This is a genomic window from Pelosinus fermentans JBW45, from assembly GCF_000271665.2.
Taxonomy (GTDB): Bacteria; Bacillota; Negativicutes; order DSM-13327; family DSM-13327; genus Pelosinus; species Pelosinus baikalensis.
On the sequence record NZ_CP010978.1, the window covers coordinates 3,398,536 to 3,416,068 of the forward strand.

A 17,533-nucleotide genomic window follows, 5' to 3' on the forward strand; every position below is an offset into this window, starting at 1 on the left:
ATGTACTAACCTAAAGGGAAGTGTAAAAGTGTCAATTGAAAATTGCAGTCTAACTGGTGTAAATATAAACAATACTGGTTTTGGATATACGTTATCACTTATAAACGGTAAATATAAAATGATTATCATGTATTGGCTTGCTGAATATAAGCCAGTTATGAGGTTCAATGAACTCCAACGTTCTATTGGCACAATTTCCTTCAAAACTTTAAGTAAAACACTTAAAGAAATGGAAGATGATCAACTAATAATACGCGAAGAATACCCTCAAATCCCACCAAAAGTCGAATATAGTTTATCAGAACGTGGAAAATCACTCATACCTATCTTAGATATGATGTGTACTTGGGGTGGTAAAAATCGTCTATAAAGCATTTTAGCTTTACGTTGTGTTTTCTCACTAGCATGATAAGGATCTCTTGACCATATTTCCCTTTTAAATAAAAATCCAGCATACACAAATGCTGGTTAATTTCAATATATTTATAGCACATCTATAATTTATACAATTACGAAGATGTAGCAGGAGAGCATTACAAAGCCCTTACAAAACCATGTTTTGAACTGAACCCCTTGTATTGGACATTTAAGAAAAAGTCCAATACAAGGGGTATTTTTGCGTTTATAATCAAGAGTAATACAACGTTCGGAGGATAGATAATGAGCAAAATATATTACTGAGAAATTCGAATGTGGCTAGAGTATCTGACCGTACTATTTCCTATCATACCGATTTTAAAGTTAAAGCTGTTCAAGAGTAATTAACCGGGAAAACACCCAATCAAATTTTTATCGAAAATGATATGATGCAAAAACAATCGAAAAAACCTGCCATTTGTATGCAATGGCAGGTTTTTGGGCAAGTTAGAAAGATGATTTTTTATATTTATAAACTTCACATCCCCATTTATCAAGAGATTCCAAAACAACGGTGAGTTTTTGACCAAATTCTGATAATTTATATTCTACTCTTGGTGGAATTTCATTGTATTGATGACGAATAACAAGGCAATCTTCTACGAGCTCTTTTAAATTTTTTGAGAGCATCAGACTGGAGATGCCGTCAACTTTCTTCTGTAGGTCATTAAATCGAATAACTCCATTTTGTGAATCTATTATTACCAATTTACAGGTCAAGCAAAAGTTTGGTTAGATCGCACATTCCCAATGATTGGAGATATGATTGGAGATAATTTTGTACCGAGACATCCAGATAAAAAGGTAATAACGATATTTGCTCAAGCAAACCCAGATCCTAAAATAGGTGCAGAGGGCATTAACTTTGTTAATAATGTTTTTGCACTTTATGGTTGGGATTTAAAGGATAGCATTCATTGCTGTGGAACTAGTGATTCTAATTTTGCAATATCTGAGGAGTTAACTTTAAGAGCATTTAAGGATGGGGAAAATCTAATTGGATAAACTCCTCGAAAAAACATTAAATATAAAATAAAAAGCGGTTTTATCTGCTAAGAACGGAAATAATCGCAAGGGATTCAATATGGTTACAATTGTGCATGCAGCTGAAAATATGCCACTTATACAACAAAACTTCAACTTGGATCATGATTTTGGACTAGACATGTCCATTAGCCGATTCTTCTAGATAAATTATTTGTGAATTGCTTAATGATTGTCGAAGATTCCTTAATTCAATTATAAATTTTGCAAATCCTACTTTACATTCATACTCCAGATCGTTTATTGAGTCCAATGATCTACAGCAAATTGTTTGCACTCTAAGATTCAAAAATCTCTCGCCCCAAGCTGTTCTCATTGCATTGTCCCACATTCTTGTGTAAGTTCTCGCTGACATACAGGACAAAAAAATTTTCCCTTCATATAAGAGTCCTATCGCCGCAACACGGATAGGTATACTTCATTTTGTATCACTTTCATTTCTTTGATTTATCTACCAATATACAATTCTTGACACTTCGAAAGCTAACATTTTTAGCACAGCCAAATATTCTCGGATAGCATAGTTAATCATAATTGCGCGCGGTGTTTCTGAGGATATCCCATAAACTACAGGATAGTACCTATAAGCTATATGCTTTGCTCTAAACATATGATAGTCGCTAGTAATAATTAATATTGTTGGCACTTCTGCCCCATACAGTTGGGTCAAAAGCAGCCTTGTATATCTTAGATTCTCATCACTAGTCGTAGAATTTTCTTCTTTTAATACCCTGGATTCACTTATTCCGTGGACAATTAAGTATCTTTTCATTACTTCAGCTTCTGTTATTATTACTTGCTTTCCGAAACCACCAGAAGCTATTATCGTAGCATTAGGATTTGCATTAAGGTATTCAATGCTTTTATCAAGCCTTCTCTTAAGCGTAATTGATGGCTCTTCTCCCTGAATACCAGCCCCTAACACAACTACATAATTGACTCTTACATTATCATTGGATTTTAAGGATTGGAAAACAAGAGTCTCTATCCATATAAAACTAACCAAGCCGATTACTAGCAACAAAGACAATATTCGATTTAATAGCAGTAATTTATAATTTAAATTTTTATTTACGGATGTTCCAAATGTCATACCATAGAGAACTAAAAACAAACCGCTTGTTATTAAAGAAAATGTACCAAAAGTGATACCAAAAACGTTAAATGCCAACACCATTCCGATCATGACAAATCCTACACCAATACTGACTAATCCTAAACCTATTTTCGAATTCAAATTTCTCCGTACTAACATCTAGTCCACCTTCAACCTTTAATTTATCTACCTTTGCATTATATCAATTCACTTCTATTACATGTTATGGAATGATAATCATCTTGATTGGATAAGGCTTTGAGTCCATAAGTTATCTGACTTTACACTAATTTTCTTTCCTTCCGTGACATGCCACATTCATACTGCTAAGGTTTAGTCAGCAGTTCATTAGGTTTTCTAAGCGACAGAAAAATACATAGTATAATAAAAGTCCCTAGACATATCCATGCAAAACTATCACCCAATTTGCTATATATTGAGTTTCCTTTACCAAGCCTTACTTCACCTACTAAAACAGATCCACCATCCTCTACATCACTAGATACCATTTCGATAATACGACCTCTACTATCACTTAAGGTTAATAATCCCCACTGCCCAGCTCGTGCTACTGCGTAATTTCCTTCAACTCCCCGCATAATTGCAACACGCGCATGGCTCCAACCATCATCATGGAAATCCAGTGCAGGAACAAAGACAATATTTACTCCTTGCCTACTGTAATCCAGTGAAGGTTGTGTAAAATCCATATCTTTACAAATTTCAATGCCCCATTTATCTATGATTCCAAGATCAGTTCCTGGGGTATACCTACTTTCAAATGCAGATAGCAGATGTTTTTTATCATATTCTAAAAGCACTTCTCCTAACGGCGAAAAGACATAGGAGGAATTGTAAAGTTTCATTTTATCTTTTCTAGTTACTCCTACAATTAAATTTACTTTATTCTTTTGTGCTGCATTACTCAGGCGCTGAAAATTATCGTCATGAGTCTCTATAGTAATAATCTTTTCTGGCAGCAAGACAACTTCGGCCCCTGACTGTGCAAGAAAATCAATCTTTTGAATATATCGTTGAATAGTGTCTGCAACTTGTTGTTTATCCCTGTTTGTTGCCACGACTAAGTATTGTTCTAAATTAGTAGAGATAGAAGCAATACCGATTTTTATATTGGCCCCCTCAACAGGCGTATGCAAGCGGTAAAATCCAAATAGAATCACAAATAAAAGTAGACTTAATGAAATTAGATTCGCTTTTGTGCTTAATCTTCGATTTTGAGGATAATGATAAGTTAAAGCAATACTTGAAGGGAAAAGAGCCATCAAAAAAGTAATTCCCCAGATACCTGTGATTGATGCAATTTGAATAAAAGATAAGTTAGATACTTGTGTATAAGCAATGCTATTCACAGCTCCATGAGGAGAATATAATGAAGCAATGAATTCGTAAGCAGTTAAACCGCTCGCAAAAACAAAGCTTGCATACCCACCTCTCCATCTGACAGCAATATGACGGAAAATAGCAAGTACACTTGCAAATGCAGTTGCATTAATAACAAGCAAAGGCCAGTAAACAGTAAGGGGAAGCACCGCATGAGGATTGGATGATCCAAATAAGTATGAAAAAAATCCCGTCAGAAATGTGGAAACTAATGATCCTTTCAATGCATATGTACAAAGAAGTAAAAGTGCAATCCAAGTAAAATACCAATACTCAGTAGACAAATAATATGAGACTGCAATGAGAAAAATTGTAAAAATACAATGTAGTAGGCTATAAAAATTACTCCACTTGTAACTATTTATAATATTTTTAAAGCTTTTTCCTAATTGCATAAATCATTTCCTTCTTCCCAAACCTTTTTTCGTGTTACCTCTGATTCATTAATTCGAATTATATACCATATTTTCCCTGACAACAATAAAAACCAGCATATATAATACTGGTTCATACTTGCTTATATTTGCTTTTTATGGATCTAATTTAATACTATCAAAGTGTTACTTTTATGGACATGGCACCAATGGCAAGTAAATATAGGTTACATCAAGATAACTTGTTACCATATTATTGACCTTCCTTCTTGTAGCGTAACAAAAAAAATTAAATTTTATCATGAAATACAGTAGCAGACTTATCATCTCTCGTTTTTGCAAAAACCATCGTATTTCGAAGTCGACCATCAGGTGTAAGTGTTTCATTATAAAGAATACCTTCGAGTCGAAATGCTAGTTTCTGAGGTATTGCTCTACTTCTTAGATTATTGTCATCACAGCGAATTTCTACTCGATTCGCATTTAGTTCATGAAAAGCAAATTTCGTTAACAACTGCACAGCCTCGGTTGCATAACCTTGGTGTTGACAGGATGTTCGTATCCAGTAACCAATTTCAAATTTGGGAACTGACCAATCAATATGATGTAATCCAGCTCTACCAATAAAGTTCTGTTCATCTTTAGTAAAAATATAGAATGGTAAATCTCTCTTTTCTTTAAATGCCTCAAGAGCAGTAGTTGCTCTTTCTTTACACTCCTCCACACTTGGAATATGTGTAGCCCAAGTTAGCCATTTTTTCAGATCATCAATAGATTCTTGAATTGCTTGCTGCATTAATGGCGCATATTCAATGTCAGGAGCTTTTAATGTTAGTTTACACCCTTCTAAAAGTAGAGGTATACCTTCCATTATAATCAGAATCCTCCTTTTAACGATTTTCAATTTACTTATAGATTAACTATTTAATTGATAAACTAAATATAGGGACTGTTCCGATGAGTCAATCCAAATTTACAAAATCTAACATCCTATATTCTCTTGTAATATTTACCATCAATATACAAAACTCCTGCAGGATTCTTATTAGAATCCTTACAGGAGTTTTCTCATTGGATAGTTCCTAAATGGCATATCTGCCTATAAGTTCCCCATAACCATGCCAATCTTCATGCCATCAAAGAAGCCCTTGTTATAGTGCATATAGGTAGCCGTTACCATCATTAGAGTAACGGCTTCACTCACTTCCTCCGCCTGCCCTTCTAATAGTAGATCAACTTGCTCCATTAGGCTTGTATATTCACTTGAGAAGTTACCAAATTGCAACTTCTCCTCTGCTTTATCCTGACGCATCAGAATAAATTCCTGCCAATCACGCAGGGCATCCCCTTTATCCATCCATCGTCCGGTAAGCATACTTTTAATAGGTACAGTGATTTCTTCTTGCCCCTTTTGATCTGGGGGCAGAATCTCCTTCATTCTATCTGTCAATTTTCTTTGACAGCGCCGGCTTTTCCTCTTTCGCTTCGCTATTACTGATATCAATTTATATCCCCCCATATTCATACTGCATGGAGCTTCTTCTATTCCTCTAGCTACATATAGGAATAGAAGAAACCAACACACAGCTACTTAATGGGAGAAATTAAAAAGCCCATGCGAGGTTTTTTAAACCTACACATGCGCTTTGCTTCATCTTGATTGCATGCAGACGCTCAGCTTCTGCCAGAACTACAATCCTACTATCCCGAACATACCATCCCTTGTTTTCAGGGAAAGTTCACGGTATAATAAATTGTCGTCGTAGACAGGTAACTGTTACGTGTAGGTGCTTACCCACCTGCTCGTGCCTGAGAGTGCTCCAACACTCTTAGGACACGGCGACTTTTTAATTTCCACCTATTTCTAATTGTGCGCACGTTGTGCGCTTCATATATATTTCACAGAAATCATCGCTCCTGCGTTGCGATGTAAGACAACCGACTTACCTTATGCGAAAGCCGCTGGGGGACAATAGCATGTCGGTAAAGTCAGGATTAGACAGCAACTGCTATCGAGTAGCCTGGCGAGTCAGGCCATATATGGTAAAGCCTGTGGGCTGAATCCGGGTCTGTGGCTGTGTAGGCGCTGCCGGACGTAAACTCCGGTATCAATGGGTATCTCCAATATTAATTAGATTGGGTATAAGCAGGCCTATTGACGCACCTGCGGTAAGTAGGGAAACGACCAACCGGGTACCTACGTATGGAAACACTATATGGAGCTGCCAAACGTGACCTGCCTAAGTACCGGCTGACGGTATATGGCAGAGAGCCCTAATAGTAGCCTAACGGCCTTCTGTAATGGGAGGCACATGGTGAAGGGGGGCAGTATTCCAAGTTCCAACCTTGAAAGGAGTTGCTTTGGATGGAGCAATCAAAACTCATGGAAAGACTGGAAGGTTATCGTCGTCGGAATAACGCCGACCATGGCTATGTCAACGGTGACCTCTATCGGTTGTTCTACGATAGGGACTTGTACATCATCGCCTACAATTCCGTAAAGTCTAACGACGGGGCGGAGACCTCCGGTGCTGATGGCACCTCCCTACATGGCTTTTGCCAAGAGTGGATTACTGAACTTATTACATCCATGCGCGCTGAGTCATACCAGCCTCAGCCAAGCAGAACAACGATGATCCCTAAAAGCAATGGTAAGATGCGCAAGCTCAGTTTTCCAAACGGAAAGGATAAACTGGTTCAGGAAGCAATCCGCATTATCTTGGAGTGCATATACGAACCTACCTTCTCCAACCTCGCGCACGGCTTCCGGCCAAAACGTTCTACACAAAGCGCCGTCGCTGAAGTGGAGACTTGGGGAGGTACGATTTGGTTTATCGAGGGGGACATCTCCGCTTGCTTTGATGAAATTGATCATCGCATACTTGAAACAATACTTCGGGAACGTATTAACGATGAACGTTTTATCCGGCTCATCAATAAAATTCTTAAGGCCGGCTACTTCGACATGCAGCACAACTGTCATAGAGCTAAAACTGGGAACGCACAAGGCTCCTGCTGCAGCCCTATACTCTGCAATATCTATCTCGATAAGCTGGACAGATTTATGGAATGCACTATAGAGCGAGACACGAAAGGCAACTGCCGCAGACAAAACCCTGACTATTCCAAAGCGAGATATCAATACAAAAAGGCAGTCAGCAACGGCAGCGACCCGCAGAGCATTAAGTCCCTTTTCAACAAAATGAAAACCATCCCGTCAGGTGACAGATACGACCCTAACTTTCGCCGGGTAAAGTATGTACGCTACGCTGACGATTGTGCGCCACGAAGGAGTGTCCAAGTAGCGTAGCTACTTGAAGGCAGCCATGCTGTACAGATGATGGTGGTAGGTCCACCGAAATCGCCATACAGGTGGAGGTTTCAAACTACCTTAAGGTGCTGTGGCCAAAATCCATGGTATTGAGCGTTAAGGAAAAGGCAGTGATAAAACTGTCAAGTGCGTATTAAGGAGATGAATGAACAAATGAACCACTTACGAAAATGTCGATAGCGTAGAGATTCCATCAAAACCAGGGGGTAGTCGTTAATCTGGGATAAGTCTAGGGGAAACCTGTTTACTGCCTAGACGGTGGGCGGCATAAAGGTGGCATGAACTTAATACAGGCGTCTGTACGGAACGTGGGAACCCACGGGCTGATGTTAAGGGAGTATATCAAGCGGAAGAACCGCAAGATAAGAGTACCAATGCAGTCATGGGGGCAGATTGGGTTGTAGTAGTGATGAAGTTTCTGTAATGGGAATGGAGCGAAGAACCCGAATTATTCAGTTTCAAGAATAAGTCAACTTTGAAAGGAGGAGGAACTTATGCAAGAAACAAAGCCATACAGTATTTCCAAAAGAGCAGTAATTACTGCTTATGAAAGAGTGAAAGCAAATAAGGGAACCTATGGAGTGGATGAGCAATCTATTGAGGATTTTGAGAGAAAGCTAAATAATAATCTCTATAAGATTTGGAATAGAATGTCGTCAGGAAGTTATTTCCCGAAACCTGTAAAGGCAGTAGCAATTCCAAAGAAGAATGGTGGAACTCGTATTTTAGGAATACCAACCGTAGAGGACAGGATAGCGCAGATGGTAGCGAAGTTATACTTTGAGCCATGCGTGGAACCGATATTTTACGAAGATTCCTATGGATACAGGCCGAATAAATCAGCAATACAGGCAATAGAAGTAACAAGGAGAAGGTGTTGGAGAAAAGACTGGGTTTTAGAGTTTGATATAAAGGGTCTATTTGATAACATCAGACATGATTACTTAATAGAAATGGTAAAACACCAAACAAAAGAAGAATGGATTCTTCTGTATGTACAAAGGTGGTTGACAGCACCGTTTCAAATGGAGGATGGAACGATTGTTCTAAGAACTTCAGGAACGCCACAAGGTGGGGTAATCAGTCCTGTACTTGCCAATCTATTTTTACACTATGTATTTGATGATTATATGACGAAAGAGTTTCCAGCAATACCGTGGGCAAGATATGCGGATGATGGAATTGCACACTGTGTGTCTCTTAAACAAGCGAAATATTTGCAACGCAGACTACAGGAACGATTTGAGTGTTTTGGATTAGAATTAAATTTGGATAAGACAAGAATTGTATATTGTAAAGATGATGACCGAATAGGAAATCATGAATACACCTCTTTTGATTTTCTGGGATATACATTCAGACCAAGACATGCAAAGAATAAATGTGGAAAGTTCTTCACTAACTTTCTGCCAGCAATGGGAGAAAAGGCGAAGAAATCCATAAGAAAAGTAGTTAGAAAGTGGAAGTTGCAGTTGAAACCGGATAAGGACTTATTGGACATAGCAAATATGTTCAATAGCCAAATACAGGGATGGATTAATTACTACACGCATTTTTATAAATCAGAGATATATGAAGTATTAAGATATATTAATGGACGTCTTGTTTACTGGGTTCGCAAGAAATACAAGAATCGAAAATCAAGACAAAGAGCTGAACATTGGCTTGGAGAAATAGCAAAGCGTGATAGAAAACTGTTTGCACACTGGAAATTTGGGATACTGCCAACGGCTGGATAATGGGAGCTGTATGAGCTGAGAGGTTCACGTACAGTTCTGAGAGAGACTTAGGGGGAAGTTCCCTAGGTCTACTTGCTTCCTGATTGGCCTGATTGCTCCCAAAGCCTATGCAGTCGTTTTGAAACAGAGAATCAAGGAATTCCTGAAAAACAATCTTTGCCTCAGGTTAAGTGACGAGAAAACTAAAATCACACACGCCGCAGATAAAAACGTAGTTTTTCTCGGATATATCATCCGCAAGGGCTACGGCAACCACAACAGATTTAAATGCGATCCTTTTGACCCAACCCTCCGCATTTACATGAATGTGGAGGGTATCCTGAAAAAGCTGCGTGAAAACGGCATGTGTATAGCCAATGACTATCCCGTTGGTATCGCTCGTCTTCTTAGAGAACCCCCGGAAGAAATCATCAGATATGGCAACCAGGTACTCCGTGGACTACTGACTCAGCAACGCGGCTGCTACAACTTCTTTAAGGGCGGACACATCCAATACATCGTGCAGTTTTCCATAGCTAAAACTCTAGCTCGCAAATTCGACATAAGCTTAAAGAAAATTTTCGCACGCTACGGCAAGTCTCTTTCGGTCAATTATGAAAACGCCAAAGGCTACACCCGCTCAATTAGTTTGGCACTGTACAAGTCTTTTTCAAGGCAAAAGAGCTTCTTCGCTACTGTCAAATCGGCAATTACATCATTTCACCTGCCGAGTTACAGCTTGGTAAACCCGCTTACCCGTGCTTGCTACATCTGCGGTAATCCGCATCTTCATGTCAGCATGTATCACAGGCAAACAAAGAAAAAGCTCATTAAGCCCTATCCACCGATTGTCACTGTCATGCTGACGATCAACCGGCGTCAGATACCCTTATGCAACCACTGTTTTGCCAATATCGAAACCAACAGGTTTCATCTTAATCAACTCAGTCGATGATAACTCATTTGGAATATGGAGAGCCGTATGCGGTGAAAATCGCTTGTACGGTTCGGGAAGGGGCGGATTACTTTGTTAATCCGCCTATTTCATATATTACTTTTCTTTGGGATTGCAAGCAAAAAGTACTGTGGAAAATCAGCTCTTACAGTAAGACTTAGGTTGTTACAACATGGAAACTAAAAATCCGATATCATACATTATCTTAATTAAAATATAATCCTGCAAAGCCAAAGCTTTGCAGGATTTTTTTCAGGAACGTAATTGACTTACGCCATTGCCGCCCATAACGACCACTCCACTCTTATTGTACTTTTTCGTTTCATTAGGTACATATTATCAATTATCATACTGCTCCCCATGATAATATTCTCTGACTGCTCTACGCTTATCTACATATATATAATCCCGACACGGCTTGGAGTCAACATATTTCCACATAGTAATCTTTACTGGTTGCACCTTAATAAACACTTGTTCCTCTAACCCCTGCCAACGTTCATATGATTGTTTGTGATGTACACAGTAAATTTTACGAATTTTTTCATTTTCCCGGCTTGCCACTTGTCCTTTTGATTCAGCTTTACCCTCAATTTGTACGTTATGGAAACACATCGCTATATTGGGATTTATAAGAATCTGTTTATACTTATCCAACAACGTTTCTGTCTGAAAATAAATGTTTAATCCATCATTCACTGTGCTCATAGAGCGCGCTGTTACCCGGTTATCTGCTGAGGTTGCCAATACCCAGTACTTATTGCTCCCTAATACATTCAAGATTTCTTGTTCCAACTGCTCTTAATTAAGATCCATAAGCTTCCTCCTTCTATCATGGCTTTACATACATGTAAGAACATTTGTTCTGAATACTGTATGAAGAATATAAATTATAGTCAACACTGACAACAAAATGTTACTTTTAAGAACGTGCCACCAATGTCATTAAAACACTGTTTACAAGTTCTGAAAAGCCAGTAAAACCAAGCCCAGCGAGGATATATTGTCTGTTCCATGACAATATATTTATTCTTCCTATATATTGAAATTTAAAATCCACCAATTTTACAAGTGTAAATTAGGTGGATTTTATTATGTTATCTTTTCAGAAAAATAACATTCAACTAGCTGAAAATTGTCAAACTACCACCGCATATCTATGATCGACTTCATACAACATATTTTTATATTAACCCTGGTAATTTAAAAGTATCTCCTATTTTTTGATATTTGCTCTATTAGGCACACCTCTTTTAGAATTCAAAATTATAGCCATTCCAGATGCAGTAATAATTAAAATTAGAGCATAAGCAACCAGTGCTAATTTAAAAGTAATATATTGAGCAATCATAGATAAGACAGGAGGACCAAAGAACATACCGATTCCCCAAAATAAATAGTATGCTCCTGAAATTGTCCCTTTTAAAGATTCCGCCACAGTTTCGTTTAAAAATGCCATTGATGCAAGATAAAAAATACCTAAGCCAAGACTAGCAAAGGTTAGCATAATCAATATCCATGATGAACCTAGTAGAGGAACTGCAAATATTCCAACAGCTGCTAAAATTAGCCCTATTATCATAAATAAATTAGGACCAAATTTGTCTGATAAAGAACCTGTAATAACCTGCGAAATACTTATAGCAACATAAAATAATGAAAAGAATATTCCAATGTATACTGAACTAAAACCTTTATCCTGTAATAAAAACGTAGGAATTGACGTAAGAAAAATACCATATCCTGCTCCATACAAAGTGATTCCTACTAAGGCTAGTAATGCTTGCCTATCACTTATAAGCTTAAAGATATTATTAAAATCAACAGAATTATTTAATTTAATATCCCGTTTATTGGAATTATCAACAAATAAATAGATTATGACTGCGCCTAATAAACATAATATAGCATAAACGAGAAAAACTTCATTTGCCTTCCATACTTTAGCTAATAATACTCCTAATATAGGACCTACGGTAAGTCCAAGGTGAATCACTGCATTATACATTCCCATTACTTTTCCCTTTGCAAGAGGAAATTTTAATGATAACAAAGCATGCTAAAGCCCATATTGGTGCTTCTCCAGCCCCTTGAAGAAGTCTTGATAAAAAAATCATAATTGAGCTACTTGAGAAATAAAATGAGAGACCAGTGATAAAACATAGTAAATATCCTAGTATAAGAAAAGGCTTAAAGCCTAACTTATCCGATAAAGTACCTATGGGTACTTGCAGTACAATGTAAGAAATTGCAAAGGCAGATGCTAAATACCCTACTGACTGACCATTTCCATCTAAATCAACAATCCTTTGAGGCAATAATGCAACAATCATACCTACTCCTACCATCATTAAAAAGACGGCCGATATTAATCCTAAGAGAGTTTTATCTCGAAACATATAATGTCCCTCCTTACAAATAAAAAATCGTACAGCAAAAAAATAAATTTATATAAGAAAGAATAACGCTTTCACTTACTATATTTTAAAAACAGTTTATTGCATAATTATTCGCCCTCAATTTAAAAATATGCACCAAGTATATAATGGATGTAATATAATGTCAACATTGTAAAACTAATCCTTATATTTAGCCATGATGGATAACGGCTCTAGCGTATTTTCATGCAGAAAATAACCTTCGTCAAAGTCATTGACAAAGGTTTGATACTTGTTACTTATTTAATATTCATCTAGCAGCAACATCATACAATCATTATCCATTACCCAGATTGTTAATCCACAAGCGATTAAACACGGAATCGTTACGAATGTTCCTGTAACGAAACATATCAAAGAAGTATGATTACTCCCTTAGTTGCTATGCTTATAGTATCCTCTTGCTCACCCTGCGTAAACGGGCTCTAGCGAATTTATATATATTTATTTGTTGTATCACTTATTTCCCAAAATAAGGTTATAATGTTAGTCAGAGATAACTTTTAAATGGGGGCATTAATTTGAATTTTGAATATCTAGTTGAAGACCAAAAATATATACCTTTAATAGCTATAAAATTTCATGAATAGACTTTTCTTCTTTAAAACTAATTTTTAAAATATCATTATAGGAAGGGATTGATGATATGAAGATCATAATAGTTCCTGCCACTCTAAGTCATATAAATGAATGTAAAAACGCGATTATGGATTCAGAGTTAGGAAATCGATATGCTACAAATAATGAACAATCTTCTATACTTTTTACTAAGGGTATAAATGATGAGGAAATTTATATTGCTACTGATATGAATGGTCAGTTCTTAGGTTATATCTGGATTGACTTAGATGGCGTCTTTTCAAATTTTCCATATGTACGAAGTATTGCTGTAAGCAAAAAATATCGTGGTCAAGGCATCGGAAAGAAGTTACTATCTCATTTCGAAGAACTAGGGTTCAAGCAAAGTTCTAAATTATTCCTATTAGTTAGCGATTTTAATACACGCGCCCAAAAACTATATACCGAACTCGGTTATCAGGAAATGGCTATTATACCAGATCTATTTAAACCCGAAATAAGTGAGTTCTTAATGATGAAGGTAAAAATATAACTGCTTCAAATTTCCTTAAATTAGTACTAGGTAAAGGCTCTTATATCTTTTTACACCAAAGAACCTCCGTCGAATGATTGACAAAGGTTCAATACTTATTCCTTATTTAGTATTAGTATTCATCCGGTAACAGCATCATACATGAGTCCACTAGCCATCTGCCTTAGACTCTTTCATTTCTCTTCTATAACATGCCACTGAATGGTTATTTCTGAATAACCTTTTTGCTAAAGGTGTCTACCAAATCATAACGCAAGTATTGCCCCCAAAAAGTCCTCTTTTTTTTTTTATGGCTGCCATAAATAATATGATATGTAGCAGGTATTTGCCCAAACTGCTCAAATGTATTTTTATAAAAATCCATCATCGATAACATAAGCCGTCGATGAATTAATATATTCTCCCCTTTAGAAGAATTGTTAGCTCCTATTTTTTTTACTGACGTCAAAAACTCCCGAACACCTTTGAACTTTTCTGTTATATTTTCCTCCTCAAGGTGAACTGAAAGCCCTAGACCACAAGTAATATCAGTTAATTTTCTCATAGAAATAAACTCAGGGCCATGGTGCACCCTTTTAATTTCTAAAGACCTATGCGCAGCTTGAAAGGACTGATTTAATTCATAAAAAGTTTGTTCACCAAAAGTAGCATAGATAAGACACCCTCCAGGTAATAAATGACGCTCCATTTGCGTAAAAGCCTGCTGATAATCATTAAACCACTGAAACGCAGCATTAGAAACAATCAAATCAAACTTCTCAGACAACTTCAGATTTTCTCCATCTTCCAGCGCGAAACTTACATTCTCATATTGAGATAAGTTTTTAGTAGCCACAGTTAACATTTCTGACGAAATATCGCTCGCGGTAATTTTCGCCATAGGATACCTTTGTGCTAGAAGTGTTGTCAAAAATCCTGTACCGCAGCCAATTTCTAGGATATTCTGAAATACCCCGGCTTCTTTAACCAATTCCAATAAAGAATATCCCATGCTTTTTTGTACAACTGCATATTCATCATAAGCTTGAGACCTTCTGCCAAAATGACAGCTTACCTGGGTTTTGCTAATCATGATACCCCCTCCATTACTAGATCTTTTACATACTTTTCTTGCGTTATAAAGGGAACATGCCCTGTGCCATGCAGCAATCTTAGCTCGCCCTGCGGTAAATGCTGCAACAAGTATTGAGCAGCACTTGGGGGGCAAATCTTATCTTCCATACCATGGATAATGAGACAGGGAAGATTAACTTTCGCCAGTTCCTGCCGTAAATCTTGTTCCATTAAATAAGTAAGCCCTGCTTGCAAACTACTAACATTAATGTTAGAAAAATGAGGCGCTATGTAAGTAATAAATTTTTGGTGCCATTCTTTTTCCATTGGGGAAAACATTAAATGATAAAATTCCATTTGCGTCTCCCACGAATTACGAGCAAGCTTACGGCTTAAGTTTTTTACTACACTTCCAGGTAATCCCCCCTCATAACTCTGGCACAAAGTAAATCGCGGTGTAGTTGACAGAAGAATCAGCCGCGCAATTTTCGCGGTATACTCAGCTGCTAATTGCAACGCTAACATTCCTCCTAAAGACCATCCCACCAGTGTAATTTTTTCCTCTTCCTGCTTGCATATCTCCAAAAAAGTTTTTGTCAAGTGTTGATAATCAGGGTAGTTTGCACAATCATAGATATGCTTTTTCTCCCCTGTAAAGCTTTGCGGCCAAATGGCTTTATTAGTTGCCCAACCATGAATGAAAAGAACTGACATCTAGACACTCCTTCATGCAGTATTGTTAACCTTTAAATGCGATTAGGTTAACAATACTATTATAGTAATAATTGGAAAAATAATCAAGCTATTAATTTCACACCTGATAATTCATTTTATTCCATAAAAAAACCCTCTCCCGTTCTGGAAAAACGGGTATGCGCCACTCTATTCCACAAAAGAAGAATCCATCCCAGCTACGGAAGTGCTACTTTATCAGGTTAGACCTCGGAGGCAATTTGCATTATTTATGCTTCTATTTTTCTAGCAATTATGCTATGCACCGCATGCTGGTGGGATATACCTGCCGAGTTGCAGTCTATAATTTGCTCATCACACCGAAGTATCTCCCAGTCATGATAATACCTAGCCAAATCACCAGATAGATAGAAAAACTCGTCTTTTTGCCAGTCAGGTGCAATTTTGATAAACGGCTTTTCAACAAAGATCAAATGTGCGTTAAGTCCACCAACGCATGTATGACGCTTATATTTTTCAAAATGATTTTTCCGTTGATCCAGCGGCAAAAATTGAAGTGACCCATGAGAATAAATTACGTCATAAGAAGCCTTGAGTTCATATCCGATCATATCACTATGAAGAACATTAACATCATAGCCTGACGACTGACTATACTGCCTGATTTTTTCGATGCCAGGAGTTGAATTTTCTAACGCATCTACCTGGAAGCCACATTTGGCAAAATAGATGGCATCTCGCCCTTCCCCGCTACCAATATCTAATAAACGCTTGTTGGCCTTATCATCTTGCATGATCTCTACAATTCGCTCAGCAAGTAAAGAATGTTGTAGTCCCCAATAATATTCTTCTTTTTTATATTCCCCATCATAGGGGCTTGTTTTTTCCATTATGCTACCTCCTGTCAGCAAACGATCAATTGATATCCCGAGCGTCTTCGCTAAGAGCGGCAGCAATGAGGTATCTGGCAAAGCATTACCTTTTTCCCATTTAGAAACCGCTTGCGGGGTAACATTCAAAATGAAGCTGATTTGTTCTTGAGTATATCCTCTTTCCTTTCGCAACAAGGCAATCCGTCGCCCAATCTGGTTATCGTTAAGCATAATTTCTCTTCCTTTTCAATAATATCAGCACTGATAATATCATTGTATCTTCGCCTGCCGTTAAAGTCCACCAAACAGTAGTTGCAGACATATCCAGAGAATTCAACTAGGAGTTGAATTCTCACCATCCGGCCTAGTAAGCCGCAAAAGCAAAACCTCAACTCCCTAATTGTGATATGCTCCTCTTGTGGTCTCTTGTGGTAGACAGTTAAAATAAAAAAACTGTCTCTGGCAAGGAGGAGCATATTTTTATGGTTGAAAGATTCATATTAAATTTTTTTATTCATTTTGTGACTTTTAAAATTCTGCGCCTTCTTTAAATGCCTGACCTACTATTGTCCCAAATTAAAGTAAGTTAACCCCATCATAATACAACTAGTCCTCCACATACGAATCGGTAATTTTTTTGCATAACTGTATAAAACAATCCAGCTCTTTTTCTGTCAACGTATTCTCAATTAAATTCATGATTTTATTTCTAAACTTCTCTGATCTTACAAGAAAATCTTTACCATCGGGAGTAATGAGGATGTCATAAGCTCTCCGGTCAGTCTCCTGCTGTTTTTGAATGATGTAGTTTTTCTCTAAAAGCCTTTTTATTAATTTAGACATTCCAGCTTGAGAAATCCCACGAATCTCTGCTAACTTCTTAGTGGTTTTAGAGCCTTTCTTATCTAAAATGTCCAATACATTATACTGTGCTGTCGTCACTCCCTGAATATTAAAGCGATTAATATTACTGATAATCATACATTGAAAAGGGATATAGTAATCTTCTAATTCCTTTTTTGCCAAAATA

16 protein-coding genes and 1 pseudogene are annotated in these 17,533 nt (G+C 37.3%); 6 read left to right on the forward strand and 11 right to left on the reverse strand.

All coding sequences use genetic code 11. The features are described from left to right. Positions 1-28: 28 nt before the first annotated feature. The gene (locus JBW_RS15145; RefSeq protein WP_007957931.1) at positions 29-370 is read left to right on the forward strand and encodes a winged helix-turn-helix transcriptional regulator; all 342 of its coding nucleotides are present in this window, start codon (positions 29-31) and stop codon (positions 368-370) included. Between the two features lie 494 nt (positions 371-864). Here the strand turns inward: JBW_RS15145 and JBW_RS24125 are convergent, their stop codons facing one another. Continuing rightward, entirely contained in the window at positions 865-1,125 is a 261-nt protein-coding gene (locus tag JBW_RS24125) for a winged helix-turn-helix transcriptional regulator (RefSeq protein ID WP_235333793.1), read from the reverse strand. Between the two features lie 42 nt (positions 1,126-1,167). Here JBW_RS24125 and JBW_RS15150 point away from each other — a divergent pair, with 42 nt between their 5' ends. Continuing rightward, positions 1,168-1,422, forward strand: coding sequence for a hypothetical protein (locus JBW_RS15150; RefSeq protein WP_007957933.1), 255 nt, complete (start codon positions 1,168-1,170; stop codon positions 1,420-1,422). Positions 1,423-1,912: 490 nt separating this feature from the next. Here JBW_RS15150 and JBW_RS15155 read toward each other — a convergent pair whose 3' ends face one another. The 4 genes from JBW_RS15155 to JBW_RS15170 all read right to left on the reverse strand — a co-directional run bounded on the left by JBW_RS15155 (position 1,913) and on the right by JBW_RS15170 (position 5,833). Continuing rightward, positions 1,913-2,716: a YdcF family protein gene (locus JBW_RS15155; RefSeq protein ID WP_007957935.1), complete on the reverse strand. Its 804-nt coding sequence runs from the start codon at positions 2,714-2,716 to the stop codon at positions 1,913-1,915. Positions 2,717-2,883: 167 nt separating this feature from the next. After that, complete coding sequence (locus tag JBW_RS15160; RefSeq protein ID WP_007957937.1) at positions 2,884-4,353, reverse strand: nitrilase-related carbon-nitrogen hydrolase; 1,470 nt, start codon at positions 4,351-4,353, stop codon at positions 2,884-2,886. A 268-nt stretch (positions 4,354-4,621) separates the two neighbouring features. After that, positions 4,622-5,203, reverse strand: coding sequence for a GNAT family N-acetyltransferase (locus JBW_RS15165; protein ID WP_007957939.1), 582 nt, complete (start codon positions 5,201-5,203; stop codon positions 4,622-4,624). A 228-nt stretch (positions 5,204-5,431) separates the two neighbouring features. Further along, positions 5,432-5,833 carry a hypothetical protein gene (locus JBW_RS15170; RefSeq protein ID WP_082076260.1) on the reverse strand — a complete coding sequence of 134 codons (402 nt, stop codon included), beginning with the start codon at positions 5,831-5,833 and terminating at the stop codon, positions 5,432-5,434. An 864-nt stretch (positions 5,834-6,697) separates the two neighbouring features. Here JBW_RS15170 and JBW_RS15175 point away from each other — a divergent pair. The 3 genes from JBW_RS15175 (at position 6,698) to JBW_RS15185 (ending at position 10,336) form a co-directional block, all read left to right on the forward strand. Beyond that, positions 6,698-7,642: a reverse transcriptase/maturase family protein gene (locus tag JBW_RS15175; RefSeq protein WP_007956660.1), complete on the forward strand. Its 945-nt coding sequence runs from the start codon at positions 6,698-6,700 to the stop codon at positions 7,640-7,642. A 515-nt stretch (positions 7,643-8,157) separates the two neighbouring features. Next, entirely contained in the window at positions 8,158-9,402 is a 1,245-nt protein-coding gene (gene ltrA / locus JBW_RS15180) for a group II intron reverse transcriptase/maturase (protein ID WP_007956688.1), read from the forward strand. Positions 9,403-9,520: 118 nt separating this feature from the next. Next, positions 9,521-10,336 (forward strand): group II intron reverse transcriptase/maturase, encoded by an 816-nt coding sequence (locus JBW_RS15185; protein WP_200896995.1) that lies wholly within the window; start codon positions 9,521-9,523, stop codon positions 10,334-10,336. A gap of 339 nt (positions 10,337-10,675) precedes the next feature. On the opposite strand, the gene JBW_RS25775 is transcribed toward JBW_RS15185, so the two are convergent. Both JBW_RS25775 and JBW_RS15195 read right to left on the reverse strand, forming a co-directional pair. Further along, a complete protein-coding gene (locus JBW_RS25775) occupies positions 10,676-11,131 on the reverse strand; it encodes a pyridoxamine 5'-phosphate oxidase family protein (RefSeq protein WP_235333794.1) in 456 nt (151 codons plus the stop codon). 421 nt (positions 11,132-11,552) lie between these two features. Next, positions 11,553-12,735, reverse strand: a pseudogene (locus tag JBW_RS15195) (MFS transporter). Positions 12,736-13,420: 685 nt separating this feature from the next. Here JBW_RS15195 and JBW_RS15200 point away from each other — a divergent pair. Continuing rightward, positions 13,421-13,885 carry a GNAT family N-acetyltransferase gene (locus JBW_RS15200; RefSeq protein WP_007954536.1) on the forward strand — a complete coding sequence of 155 codons (465 nt, stop codon included), beginning with the start codon at positions 13,421-13,423 and terminating at the stop codon, positions 13,883-13,885. Positions 13,886-14,090: 205 nt separating this feature from the next. Here the strand turns inward: JBW_RS15200 and bioC are convergent, their stop codons facing one another. From bioC to JBW_RS15220, 4 genes are all read right to left on the reverse strand, one after another. Next, the gene (gene bioC, locus JBW_RS15205) at positions 14,091-14,957 is read right to left on the reverse strand and encodes a malonyl-ACP O-methyltransferase BioC (RefSeq protein WP_007954530.1); all 867 of its coding nucleotides are present in this window, start codon (positions 14,955-14,957) and stop codon (positions 14,091-14,093) included. Next, complete coding sequence (locus JBW_RS15210) at positions 14,954-15,652, reverse strand: alpha/beta fold hydrolase (protein WP_007954528.1); 699 nt, start codon at positions 15,650-15,652, stop codon at positions 14,954-14,956. The genes bioC and JBW_RS15210 overlap by 4 nt, the downstream gene beginning before the upstream one ends. 248 nt (positions 15,653-15,900) lie before the next feature. Beyond that, positions 15,901-16,734 carry a helix-turn-helix domain-containing protein gene (locus tag JBW_RS15215; protein ID WP_007954527.1) on the reverse strand — a complete coding sequence of 278 codons (834 nt, stop codon included), beginning with the start codon at positions 16,732-16,734 and terminating at the stop codon, positions 15,901-15,903. Positions 16,735-17,109: 375 nt separating this feature from the next. Continuing rightward, positions 17,110-17,529 carry a MarR family winged helix-turn-helix transcriptional regulator gene (locus tag JBW_RS15220; protein WP_007954526.1) on the reverse strand — a complete coding sequence of 140 codons (420 nt, stop codon included), beginning with the start codon at positions 17,527-17,529 and terminating at the stop codon, positions 17,110-17,112. Positions 17,530-17,533: the final 4 nt, after the last annotated feature.